Annotated in this window: 10 protein-coding genes; 8 read left to right on the top strand and 2 right to left on the bottom strand. The window is 36.0% G+C overall.

Going from position 1 to position 12,381, the window contains the following annotated elements:
* Positions 1 to 75: 75 nt before the first annotated feature.
* Positions 76 to 1,260: a DUF4317 domain-containing protein gene (locus NiCM35_RS24890; RefSeq protein WP_095333005.1), complete on the bottom strand. Its 1,185-nt coding sequence runs from the start codon at positions 1,258 to 1,260 to the stop codon at positions 76 to 78.
* Between the two features lie 231 nt (positions 1,261 to 1,491).
* Between NiCM35_RS24890 and NiCM35_RS24885 the strand changes: the two genes are divergently transcribed.
* From NiCM35_RS24885 to NiCM35_RS24865, 5 genes are all read left to right on the top strand, one after another.
* The gene (locus tag NiCM35_RS24885) at positions 1,492 to 2,382 is read left to right on the top strand and encodes a LysR family transcriptional regulator (protein WP_095333007.1); all 891 of its coding nucleotides are present in this window, start codon (positions 1,492 to 1,494) and stop codon (positions 2,380 to 2,382) included.
* Between the two features lie 216 nt (positions 2,383 to 2,598).
* Positions 2,599 to 3,795, top strand: coding sequence for a M20 family metallopeptidase (locus NiCM35_RS24880; RefSeq protein WP_095333009.1), 1,197 nt, complete (start codon positions 2,599 to 2,601; stop codon positions 3,793 to 3,795).
* A gap of 30 nt (positions 3,796 to 3,825) precedes the next feature.
* Positions 3,826 to 5,262: a YfcC family protein gene (locus NiCM35_RS24875; protein WP_235973260.1), complete on the top strand. Its 1,437-nt coding sequence runs from the start codon at positions 3,826 to 3,828 to the stop codon at positions 5,260 to 5,262.
* Between the two features lie 15 nt (positions 5,263 to 5,277).
* Complete coding sequence (locus NiCM35_RS24870; protein WP_371000742.1) at positions 5,278 to 6,966, top strand: M28 family peptidase; 1,689 nt, start codon at positions 5,278 to 5,280, stop codon at positions 6,964 to 6,966.
* 131 nt (positions 6,967 to 7,097) lie between these two features.
* On the top strand, positions 7,098 to 7,742 hold the full coding sequence (locus tag NiCM35_RS24865) for an SDR family oxidoreductase (RefSeq protein WP_095333013.1): 645 nt from the start codon (positions 7,098 to 7,100) through the stop codon (positions 7,740 to 7,742).
* A gap of 544 nt (positions 7,743 to 8,286) precedes the next feature.
* On the opposite strand, the gene NiCM35_RS24860 is transcribed toward NiCM35_RS24865, so the two are convergent.
* Positions 8,287 to 8,994: a GntR family transcriptional regulator gene (locus tag NiCM35_RS24860; RefSeq protein WP_217279800.1), complete on the bottom strand. Its 708-nt coding sequence runs from the start codon at positions 8,992 to 8,994 to the stop codon at positions 8,287 to 8,289.
* A gap of 150 nt (positions 8,995 to 9,144) precedes the next feature.
* Between NiCM35_RS24860 and NiCM35_RS24855 the strand changes: the two genes are divergently transcribed.
* The 3 genes from NiCM35_RS24855 to NiCM35_RS24845 are packed head-to-tail and all read left to right on the top strand — an operon-like array spanning position 9,145 to position 12,376.
* On the top strand, positions 9,145 to 10,119 hold the full coding sequence (locus NiCM35_RS24855) for an SIS domain-containing protein (RefSeq protein WP_095333017.1): 975 nt from the start codon (positions 9,145 to 9,147) through the stop codon (positions 10,117 to 10,119).
* Between the two features lie 12 nt (positions 10,120 to 10,131).
* A complete protein-coding gene (locus NiCM35_RS24850) occupies positions 10,132 to 11,004 on the top strand; it encodes a fructoselysine 6-kinase (RefSeq protein WP_123258826.1) in 873 nt (290 codons plus the stop codon).
* A 58-nt stretch (positions 11,005 to 11,062) separates the two neighbouring features.
* Positions 11,063 to 12,376, top strand: a complete 1,314-nt coding sequence (locus tag NiCM35_RS24845) for an anaerobic C4-dicarboxylate transporter family protein (protein ID WP_433780851.1) — start codon at positions 11,063 to 11,065, stop codon at positions 12,374 to 12,376.
* The last annotated feature ends 5 nt before the right edge of the window (positions 12,377 to 12,381 follow it).

Here is a 12,381-nt window from a genome sequence, read left to right as displayed (position 1 = left end):
CAATTATACGAATTTTTTTATTGTTCGGGGGTTAGATTTGGTTGAAATACTTATGTCCCACTCTCTCTTTGAATCTTAGTCTTCTTCTGGATTTCCGCCGAAGGCTTCGGGAATCATTGTAAATCCTTCGATTACGGTGTCTTCTTCGACTTCAATCATTAAGTAGCGTTTGCCGCTAAATTCGATTTGCTTCACATATCTTAAGTCAGGAGGGCTGATCGCAATGTTAGCAATCTTGGTGCTGATCTTAATCGATTTTGATGTGAATTTTGGCAAGATATTACTTGCTTTTAATTCATATTTATCATCATCAATAATTTTTTTGAAGGCAAACTCGACTTTTTCTGGACTAATGTCCTCTACTCCGCTCATCTTTAAGACTTGTTCCACGTCTTTGGAGTCTAATTTTGGAACCTCTTCTTCTTCATTTTCGACAATCATTCGGTTAATTTCCTCGTATACATTCGAAAGAGTAGAAGTGCTCAATTGATCTCCAGTCACATCTTTAATGATTTCCTCAAACACAATTTTATCATCTTGAGCAGTCATCATTTCCTCGCCGTTGAGAACTTCCTCGATAAATTGGTAATCTGGCTCATGGATTTTGCCGGCAGCATAGAGAATATGATTAACATCTGCTGCGTTATCTGTGAAGCTTGGGAAAAGAAATCCACCCATTGGCGCATTCAGATTAATAATGGGGTCAACAACAATATTGTATTTAAATTCTTTCTCTACATAATCAAAAAGCAATTCTTTTTTCGGCTCTTGGGTGTTGTTGATACTGCATAAAATGAAAGGATGAGAGAAAACTGTATCTCGGTCACTTTCTTCAGACTCTTCACTGCGGCGCTTCTTTGGCTTTAAATATTCCCCGCGAATAAATGTGATGACAATATCTTTGTCATATTGTCTGCTATTAAGCATCTTGTCTACCATCAGTAGCATTTGCTCTTTCCAATCCTCTGTTTCTGAGCTAAGTAATCCTTTATGTAAAATAAGCTGGCTATTATTTTCTGCTTCTCTTTGAAACTTTAATTCAAACAGCTTTTCATCCAAATTACCGGCAAGTAATTTCTTGAAGTTATGTAAAAATAACTCTTGTTGATCTTGATCAAGCATGCCAAAGGGCTGACTTTGATAATGGAATATATCACTTGATTCTTTCATGACATAAACATTAAACATATCTGTTATTCTAAGTAGATCATTATTCATTTTGAATTGTTTTCGGATGTTTGCGATATCTTTTTTATTCATTTTAAGTTACACTCCTAAGTTACTTTGAAAGTAAATGATGGATGTTTGATTAGCCTTAGAGCTCTGTGTTCACACTCATTTTAGTCATTTATCCATTCTATCATATTTGGTTTCCCTATTATAAGAATCAATCTGTTGTTTCTAGAAAAACAATATGCTGTTAGCATCTAGTCAATAGGAATGCTGTATGCTTAAATAGAAGATAATCTTAAAAACGGGCGGGGGTACGAAATGAATGAGAAGGATTGCTTGCTGCTGATTTATTTACAGAAAGAGCAAAATATAACAAAAGCAGCGGAACATCTGTTTATGACGCAGCCTGCTTTGACCTATCGTATTAAACAGCTGGAAAAGGAGTTTCAGGTTGAAATTCTCTCGAAAAATGGTAAGTATATAAAAATGACGCCAGCTGGTGAATATTTGGTAGAATATGCGAAAAGAATTCTGAATGATTTGCGCAAAACAAAAGAGTTTTTATTGAATATAGAAAATGAACTGATTGGACATTTGAAAATTGGTGTTAATAGTCACTTTGGATTGCATACTCTTCCAGCTATTCTGAAAGAGTATAGAAAAAATTTTCCGAAGGTTCAATTAAATGTAGATACGGGATTTAGTACAGAAATGATGGATTTATTAGTGGATGGGCAAATTGATGTAGCGATTGTTAGAGGAGATTATAATTGGCCGGACGCTAAATATCTTCTTGATGAAGAAAATGTCTGTGTTATTGCAAACGAACCAATTGCTATTCACAAACTTCCGCAAATGGCGATGATTAATCGAAAAGAGCCTAAAGTGCTTCTTAAATATAAGACAAGTCCTTATAATCCCTTTGAGCAAAGTATCGAGTATTGGTGGAATCAAAGGTTTAGTGATCCACCATTGATAACAATGCAAGTTGACAGTTATGAAACCTGTAAGGAAATGGTGAAAAAGGGACTTGGATATGCCATTATCCCAAGTGTATTTCTGAAGAAGAGTGATGACTTATATTCTTGTCCTCTAGTTTTTAAAAATGGTCAGGAAATGAAAAGAAGAACCTGGATATATTATCGTGAAGCATCGATGAGTCTGGCCACAGTAGCAGCATTTGTTCAATATGTAATGAATATAGATTAATGGTACTAACAAGGAAGAAGAGGAGAACTTTTAAGATTCTCTTTTTTTGTTTTATTTTGTATAAAAATAAAAGTAAATACATATTTTTGTCTGTATAATCTATAAAAAATTTTTATAGATTATAAAAAAAAGCTTAATTTTACTTAATTTAATAAGAGAATTAAAATGGTATATACATTATTGTTTAGTCAGAATATTTAGGAGGTTGTATATTTTATGCATAATAAAAGTGTTCAAGAAAAACAGACACTTATCGATAAAGTGGATGCAATGGATATGGAATTACGAGAATTATCGTTGAAAATCCATCAGAATCCAGAAGTTAGTTTCCAAGAATATCAAGCAATGAACTGGCTTACAGAACCATTGAAAAAGGCTGGATTTATGATAGAAACAGGTCTTGCCAATCTGGAAACATCATTTAGGGCAACATGGGAAGGCGAAGCTGGAGGACCAACCATTGCCTTGCTTGCGGAATATGATGCATTGGCTGGATTAGGGCATGGTTGTGGACATAATATCATTGGCACATCTGCTGTAGGTGCGGCTATCGCGTTAAAGGAGGCGGTGCCTCATTTGCAAGGGAAAATTGTTGTACTGGGAACACCTGCTGAAGAGTTAGGCGGTGGAAAAATTATGATGGTAGAGGATGGCATTTTTGATCAAGTTGACGTTGCAATGATGTGTCATCCCCATAAGAAATCGATGGTTTTACGTGGTGGCTTAGCTTGTGTAGATGCGACTTTCAAATACTATGGCAAGGCGGCTCATGCAGCTGCAAGTCCTGAATTAGGAATAAGTGCATTGGATGCGGTAATTCATACGTTTGTTGCAGTCAATTCTTTACGTCAATTCTTTAAAGATGATGTAAGAATCCATGGAATCATTACAAAGGGTGGAGAGGCGACAAATGTGGTACCAGCATATTGTGAGGCTGAATTTTTATTAAGGGCAGAGAATGTAGAGCAGCTCGAAATTGTCCGAGAAAAGGTCTATGCGGCCGCTCGCTATTCGGCAGAAGCAGTAGGTGCAGCATTAGAGATTGAAGAAGGACTTATTTATGCGGAAAGGAATAATAATCACGCACTTGCCAAGATGTTTAAAGAAAATTTGGAATACCTAGATGAAGAAGTAAGCGATCCACCTAAAAAAGGGGGAATAGGCTCTTCTGATATTGGCAATGTTGGCCAAGTGACAGCTACCATTCATCCTTATATTAAAATTACTGATTCAGCGAACACACATACACCAGAGTTTGTAGAGGCAGCAGGTTCAGAGGAAGGTATGCAGGGGTTAAATAAAGCAGCAAAAGCATTAGCTATGACGGCTTACGATGTGTGCTCCAATCGTGAATATTTACAGGCTATCCGCAGTGAATTTGAAGATTGGAAAAGCAGCAAAATACTAAAATAGTAAATTAAAAAATGGTAAAGGATGAAGATATTGAAAACCAATAAAGTAGTCTCTCAGATGCACTCCATTAAACAGTCGAGACCAAAAAGAGTAAAAATGCCCCATACATTTGTCATTATATTAACGATGGTATTATTTGCGGCAGTTCTGACCTATATTCTTCCAGCAGGAGAGTTTGATCGAGTTGAAGATGCAAGCTCAGGTAACACCGTTGTTGTTCAAGATTCTTATCATCATGTTGAACAGAATCCTATCAGTCTATTTAATCTTCCGTTAGCAGTTGTTCAAGGATTGGTTAGTGCAAGTGATACAGTTTTTTTCATTTTTATTGTTGGCGGTGTGTTTCAAATTATTAATTCAACTGGAACAATTGAGGCGATTGCTGGTAGAGTCGGAAAAACCTTTATGAATCGAGGCCTCGTAATTATTCCCATTTTCTTGACCTTGTTTTCATTCGGCGGATTTACGATAGGGATGTCTGCAGAGGTAATGGCGTTTGTTCCAATTGGAATCGCGATTGCTAGAGCATTAGGATATGATGCGTTAACAGGGACAGCGATGGTTATGTTGGGTGCAGCAGCAGGGTTTACAGCGGGATTACTAAATCCCTTTAATGTAGGGATTGCTCAGTCAATTGCCGAAATTCCAATGTTTTCTGGTATGTGGTTACGTGCTATTATCCTTGTTGTTCTATTAATAGCCACTAGTTATTATATTATTCGTTATGCGAAAAAGGTGAAAAAGAACCCATCTTCAAGTATTGTTGCTCAACTGGAAGCAGAGGAAAGTCATAATAATGTAGATATATCATCCTTATCATCTATGAAGATAAGCCACTATTTAACTATCATGGTAATATTAGCTGGTTTTGGTCTATTGATTTGGGGTGTTTCGGAAAAAGGTTGGTGGATGCAGGAATTAGCAGCATTTTTCCTAGCCCTTGGTGTTATAGTAGGATTTCTGTCTAAATATGGCCCTAGTAAAATTGCCAGTGAATTTGTAGCTGGTGCAAAAGATATAACCTTTGGCGCTTTCATCGTCGGATTAGCGAAAGGGATTGTGATCGTTTTAGAGGATGGCCATGTTATTGACTCTGTTGTGAACGGGCTAGCAATAATGGTTGATCACATGCCTAGCTATATTCAAGTACTAGGAATGTATTTCTTCCAAACAATCATGAATGTCTTTATTACTTCTGGAACAGGATTGGCAGCAACGACGATGCCGATTATGGTGCCGTTAGCCGATTTGATTGATGTAACAAGACAAACGGCTGTTTTAGCTTATCAGCTAGGAGACGGATTATCCAATTGTATCCTTCCTACGTCTGCCATGTTAATGGGAAGCTTGGCAGTGTCCAAAATTAAATATCAAGAATGGGTAAAATTTTTCTGGCCATTATTATTAGTATGGCTTATTATTGGAGGTATTTTTGTTATCGTGGCAGATGTTATTCACTATTCATAATGGGGTGAAAAATAAGTGACAAGCCAGTATATAGATTTAATTGATAAAGATCTTTTGTATGATCACATTCAAGTACTTACTAAGTATGAAAGGTTAACTGGAGAAGAAGAGGCGGAGAGAGCCGCAGATTATATAATAGAAACTCTAAAGCAATATGAAGTGTCGTATAATCGTTATCAGTTTGTTGGGTATTTTAGTAATCCTATTCATGGAGAAGTATATGTGGGTGGAGCGAAGAAAAAAGTGATTATAGCGAAAGCAAGATCGTTTGGCGGTCACTTTCCAAAAGGGATAAAGGGTAACCTTTTATATGATCGTTATAGTGAAACACTAAGAGGAATAAACGGACCAGCTGATCGTTATGAAAAAATGAAAGATAAAATAATAATCAGCTGGAATTATTATGAAGATTATGTAAAAAAAATAGAGCGCGCTGGTGCAATTGGACTCATTCATATATGGCCGTCGAAGGAAATTGCTATCCATGAAGAAACAGTAGGAACTATCTGGGGAACACCTACATCGGAAAATATTGATCAACTTCCAAAAATTCCGGTTGTTGGGATAAATTATGAGGATGGAGTTACCCTACTTGATTGGATAAAAGAGAATGGTTCTTTGGAAGCGGTCGTGAAAACAAAATTAGAAAATGCGCTTAAAAAGACGAGTTTGCCGGTTGCTACTCTTCGAGGTGAATCAGAGGATTATATTCTGATTTCTGGTCATTATGATTCTTGGCATAAGGGAGCAACAGATAACGCAACCGCAAATGCGCTTATGCTGGAAATGGCCAGGATATTTTCTAAAAAAAATAGTAGAAGAACCATTAAACTAGCATGGTGGCCAGGACATTCGAATGGAAGATATGCAGGATCTGCTTGGTATTGTGATCAATTTTGGGAGGAAATTAATGAGAACTGTGTAGCACATATTAATATTGATTTTCCTGGAACAAAAGAAAATGTTGAAGTAGTACCTAGATCAACTGCGATGGAAAATCACGAGTTATTAATAAACATCATTCGTAAATACACAGATAGAGAGCCGTCTAGGATAGAGTATTTACCTAGAGGAGCCGATCAATCTTTTTGGGGGACGAATATCCCAATTCATTTAATGCTTAAATACGAACCGCCACATCAGAAAAAAAGCTATCAAACACCAGGAGGAAACTGGTGGTGGCATACAGAAGAGGATTTAATAGATAAAGTGGATAGTAATCTATTGGTGAGAGATACTGGAATGCATATAGAGCTAGTGGATTATTTAGCGAATATTTCTCTTTTACCGGTTAACCTTATTCGCTTTTTGAGTAAAAGCAAAGCGATTATTAACGAACTGGATGCAGATTCGGATGAGGCTTTTGACTTTACAATGATTCATTCTATTTTTGAAAAGGTCACAACTATGGTTGAAAAGCTTTTAGAAAAAGAAGTCACTGATGTTGATTCCTATAATCAACTTTTAAAAACAGTTGGTGGGATATTGAATAGACTTAAATTCTCTTCTTCTAGTAAGTATGATTATGATAATACAGACCCTTTTCAGCCATATCCTGGCTTAGCGAAGGTGAAATCGGTTTATTGGAGCAATACGTCTCCAGAAGAATTTCTTTTTCTAAGCACATTATTTGTCCGCCAACGAAATCGCCTTGTAAATGAGATAAAAGAAGTAATAAAAGAGATAAAGAGATATTTAGACTAAAATGGTATTAAATTTAATGGGTTTTCACTTAAGTGGAAGCCTTTTTCCTATCCCTTAGAAAGCACGCTATTTGAAAAAGAAACAATTGGATGAAATAATAGTAGAAAATGGATTAGAAAGGAGTCAGTGCTGTGAAAGTATTAGTGGTTGGAGCAAACGGGCAAATAGGTAAACAGCTTGTGACATTATTACACGAAAGTAATGAGTTTTCTGTTAGAGCATTGGTAAGAACGTCAGAACAGCAGAAAGCTTTTGACAAAGTCGGAATAGAAACTGCTTTAGGTAATTTGGAAGAAACGGTGGAACAGCTAGAGTCTGCAGTGAAAGGTTGTGATGCCGTCGTATTCACAGCAGGTTCAGGTGGGAAAACGGGATATGATAAAACATTATTGATTGATCTTGATGGTGCTGTGAAAATGATGGAGGCAACAAAGAATGCAGGGGTAGAACGGTTTGTAATGGTTAGTGCGTTGCAGGCGCATCATCGAGAAAACTGGAATGAACAAATTAAGCCATATTATGTAGCAAAACACTATGCTGATCGCATTCTTATGGAGAGTGGATTAACCTATACCATTATTCGTCCGGGCGGATTAACAAATGAAGCTGGTACTGGTTTGGTTGCAGCTGCTGAGAATCTGGAAAGAGGAGTGATCCCAAGAGAAGATGTAGCAGCGACAATAATGGCTTCTATAAAAGAAAAAAATGTGTTTAATAAATCATTTGATTTAGTCTCTGGTGAAACGGAAATGGAGAAAGCAGTGAAGAATTTATAAAGAGTAATTAGTGAAGCAGCGTCTATGCAGCAGGATGTTTTAGCTGGTAGATCAGTCAAATTCGTAATATTTTGTAAATTATAATCACTGTCGTTTAGGAAATTCGCTATGCAGCCCACTTCTTCATGTAGCTTAGCAGTCGCATAGAAAAAGAAAGTAGTTAGATCAGTTGTTGGTTCATCTAGGTAATAAATTCTGTGATACGTACCCTTTTGCCAAGTTATTATATCTGACTTGATGGGTGTATATAATGACCCAAAAGGGTATGTACCTGTTATTATTTGTTTGTAGCCAAGGATGAATTTTAGCTATAGTATCTAGTTTGAAGCCTCTCCATCAAAAAGGAGCTTTATCAAAAAAAATATTAGTGAATAAGGGAGTGTTATTATGGACTTTAAAAATGCATGTGAAAAAAATGAACTTAGTGAATTACTAAAGATAGGCGTGTTATTGTTAATTTATGTATTATCAACAGTGGCATTATTTTTTCTTATACATTAATTGGGAAAAGGGCTTACAAGGATAATCGTCTTGGAAGCCCTTTTTAAACAATTAATGTAAATTTGTCACCGAGCATAATTTGTTTTGAGGAATGAATTGTGCTACCTTTAATATCTTTTACCAAACTTTCTATACATAAGACAGGATGGCCTTCCTTTACGTTCAGATACATGGCTTCTTCAAAAGAGGCACTTACAATCTGAATTGCCTTTCTAGAGTTACCAAATTTAATGTTACTCTTCTCTTTTATGATGTCATAAAGTGAGGTGTTATTTAAGTCTTCAGTTAGTAGATAATCGAAGTCCATTGGAAATCGAGAATATTCAACTGAAACAGGGATGTCATCAGCAGTTCTAACTCTGACAATACTAATTTGTTTTGTATTACCAAGAGTACCGAATACGTTTTGCTCTTCTTCTTCTAAGTCAATTATTTTATTTTCAATTACCCTCGCACCAGGTTTTTTTCCTTGCATTCTAGTATTTTCGCTAAATCCTATTGTATTACCAATGTCTTTTAATAGCTTGTTTTCAGTTATAAAAGTTCCTTTACCTGGAATTCTGATCAGATAACCTTCTTCTGTTAGGGAGTCTAGAGCTTTTCTTACAGTTACCCGGCTAATTTGATTATTTTTACTTAATTCATTTTCAGTGGGAATTTTATCTCCCTTCTTCAAAATGCCTCTCTCAATATCATTCAGTATTTTCATTCTCAACTGCTCATATTTTGGTATTGATTCATTAATATCCATAATTATAATCCCTCATTAGCTCGTTTTGTTTTTTAAATTATAACAAATAAGAGAGTGAAAATAAATATGAAAGCGCTGTTGCAATTTGTATTGCTTTGTATTATAATCGAAATATACAAAGCAATACAAATTAGGATAGGAGGAGTCATAATGAATATTAAAGAGATTATCAGAAAGATTATTAGTGATAAAAAGGAAGATGGGGGTGTTAAGGAAGTTTATTACGTTGCATGCGGAGGATCTTACGCTGCTTTTTACCCAGCTAAAGCATTTTTAGAGAAAGAGTCCAAGGAAATTAAAGTGGGGCTATATTCTAGTAATGAGTTTGTACACAACCTTCCAAAAGCATTTGGAAAAAACTCTGTTCTTGTAGTTGCATCGCATAAAGGGAATACACCTGAGACTGTTAAAGCAGCTGCAATTGGAAAGGAAAAAGGAGTACCAGTTATTGCCCTAACTTGGATATCTGATTCACCTATAACAAAAGAAGCAGACTATATTGTTGATTATACTTTTGGTCCAGACAAAGATATAGCTGAAGAAAAAACAATGCAAGCTTTACTGACAGCTGTCGAACTTCTGAATCAAGTGGAAGGTTACCCATATTACGAAAAATTTATGGATGGTCGTCAAAAGATTGATCTTATCGTAAAAAATGCACGCAAACATGTTGAAAAGCGTGCAAAAAGATTTGCTGATGAGCATAAAGATGACAATGTTATATATACTTTGGCAAGTGGAGCAAGTTATGGAGCTGCTTATTTACAAAGTATTTGTATCTTTATGGAGATGCAGTGGATTAATTCATCTACAATTCATACAGGAGAGTTCTTCCATGGACCTTTTGAAATTGCAGATGCTGAAATTCCGTTTGTCATCCAGGTTTCCGAAGGAAGTACACGGGCTCTTGATGAGCGTGCACTTACGTTCTTAAAGAAATATGCGAGACGTATTGAAGTATTGGATGCTAAAGAGTTAGGATTATCTACTATTGATGCTGATGTAATTGATTACTTTAACCACTTATTATTTAATAATGTGTATCCTGTTTATAATGAGGCACTAGCAACAGTTCGAGAGCATCCGCTTTCAACAAGAAGATATATGTGGAAAGTAGAATATTAAGAGAGGCCCCATATGCGAAAATATAAAGTTATTGGTATAGGGGATAATGTAGTCGATAAATATGTCTTGGAAGGAAAGATGTACCCGGGAGGAAATGCTCTGAATTTCAGTGTATATGCCAAAATGAATAATATTAAATCTGCTTACATTGGGAAATTTGGCGACGATGATGTTGCTGAATATATTAAAGCTGTTTTGGATGAACTTCAAATAGATTATTCTTACTCTAAAACTTATAGTGGTGAGAATGGGTATGCGAAGGTAAAACTAGATAAGAATGAAAGAGTGTTTTTAGGCTCTAATAAAGGCGGTGTCGCCAAAGAAAAAAAATGGGAACTTACTAATCAGATGATTTCTTATATAAGTGAATTTTCCCTAATTCATACAAGCCTAAATAGCTATATTGAATCAGAACTGAAGACTTTAAAATCTCTAGATATTCCAATATCCTTTGATTTTTCTGTCCGATGGAATGACGAATATTTGAAGGAAGTATGCCCCTATATAGATATAGCCTTCCTCTCTTGCAGTCATTTAACAAGTTCTGAAAGAGAAAGGGAAATGAAAAAGGCTGAAGAGCTTGGAGCCGATCTTATAGTCGGCACTGTGGGGGAGAATGGTTCATACGCGTTATATAAAGGTGATTTTATATATCAACCAGCAATTATAGATGAAGACGTTGTTGATACTATGGGAGCAGGAGATGCTTATTTAACCGCCTTCCTCATTGAATTGTTAGATCAATCAAATGGTTCATTTAGGTTTAAAGATGACGATCTAACCTTTGAAGTAATACAGAATGCAATGAAAAAGGGTTCAAAGTTTGCAGCTGAAATTTGCAAAATCGAAGGTGCATTCGGATATGGTAAGCAAGTAAGAGTTTAAAATTCTTACTTGCTTAGCAATAAATGAAAGTGCTTACAATGAGGCGGGAGGGATTCCGATGTTTTGGATACAATTGATACTAATAATTGTACTGATTTATTTTGGCTCTAGAGTAGGTAATGTCTTTATGGGATTGTTGGGTGGAGTTGGCGTGGGAATATTTGTCTTTGTATTCGGTATGCAACCTGCTAGTCCGCCAATCGATGTTATGCTCATTATATTGGGGGTCGTCTTAGCCGCTTCGGCCTTACAGTCCTCCAAAGGGTTGGATTATCTAGTGATCATAGCTGAAAAGATACTGAGAAAATCCCCGAGCAATATTACTATAATAGCACCAATAGTGGCTTGGATATTCACTTTCTTATCTGGAACAGGTCACGTTGTATATAGTTTACTGCCAGTAATGAATGAATTATCAATAGATAACCGTATTAGACCAGAACGACCAATTTCTAATAGTATCATTTCATCTCAACAAGCCATAACATGTTCACCTATGTCAGCAGCAACGGCAGCCATGATTGGTTTTATGGCAACTATTGATGTATCTTTTTCAAAATTATTAATGATAACGATTCCAGCAACTCTTGTTGGAGTAATAGCAAGTTCTGTTTTAACAATAAAAAAGGGCAAAGAACTTCACCAAGATCCTGAATATATAAGACGGTTGGAAGAAGGTTTTATCAAGAAGTTTGAGAGGAAAGAAATTAAGGATATAGCGAATTCTCAAAAATGGTCTGTTTTAATTTTCTTACTTGCTGTGGTTTCTGTTATTGTTTTGGGATTATTTACAGGTTTACGACCTTCTTGGGTAATTGAGGGAAAAGTTACTCCATTATCAATGCCATATACTATTGAGATTATCATGTTGACCTGTGCAGCTCTAATAATAATAGTATGTAAGCCGAAAATTGAAGAAATCTTAAGTGGCTCTATCTTTAAAGCAGGTGCTTTAGCTATAGTTTGTGCTTTTGGTTTAGCTTGGATGAGTAATACTTTTATATTAGCACATCAGGAATTTGTCGAAGAGAATGTAGCTCAAATTGTCAACAGATATCCATGGCTATTTGCAGTTGTTGTATTCGCAGTAGCTGCCTTGATAACAAGCCAAGGAGCGACAACGCTCATCATGATTCCTATTGCCATAGGATTAAATCTACCTCCAGCAATAATAATAGGTGCATGGATGGCGGTTAACGCGAACTATTTTCTACCTGTTTCAGCTCAAACGTTAGCAGCAATATCCTTTGATACAGCGGGTACTACAAAGATTGGTAAGTATGTCCTTAACCACAGCTTTATGGTTCCTGGATTAATAAACACTATAATATCAGTAATTGTAGCCACAATTTTAGGAAGTATTATTCTATAAAGGGA

The organism is Niallia sp. M35 (assembly GCF_050971705.1).
Lineage (GTDB): Bacteria > Bacillota > Bacilli > Bacillales > Cytobacillaceae > Niallia > Niallia circulans_A.
Note: the sequence above shows the minus strand (reverse complement) of the source record. Positions and strands in the feature narration are given on the sequence as shown.

Excerpts from the sequence above, each read along its gene's own strand:
- NiCM35_RS24890 (WP_095333005.1), bottom strand. The coding sequence starts at position 1,260 with ATGAATAAAAAAGATATCGCAAACATCCGAAAACAATTCAAAATGAAT.
- NiCM35_RS24885 (WP_095333007.1), top strand. The coding sequence starts at position 1,492 with ATGAATGAGAAGGATTGCTTGCTGCTGATTTATTTACAGAAAGAGCAA.
- NiCM35_RS24880 (WP_095333009.1), top strand. The coding sequence starts at position 2,599 with ATGCATAATAAAAGTGTTCAAGAAAAACAGACACTTATCGATAAAGTG.
- NiCM35_RS24860 (WP_217279800.1), bottom strand. The coding sequence starts at position 8,994 with ATGGATATTAATGAATCAATACCAAAATATGAGCAGTTGAGAATGAAA.
- NiCM35_RS24855 (WP_095333017.1), top strand. The coding sequence starts at position 9,145 with ATGAATATTAAAGAGATTATCAGAAAGATTATTAGTGATAAAAAGGAA.
- NiCM35_RS24850 (WP_123258826.1), top strand. The coding sequence starts at position 10,132 with ATGCGAAAATATAAAGTTATTGGTATAGGGGATAATGTAGTCGATAAA.
- NiCM35_RS24845 (WP_433780851.1), top strand. The coding sequence starts at position 11,063 with ATGTTTTGGATACAATTGATACTAATAATTGTACTGATTTATTTTGGC.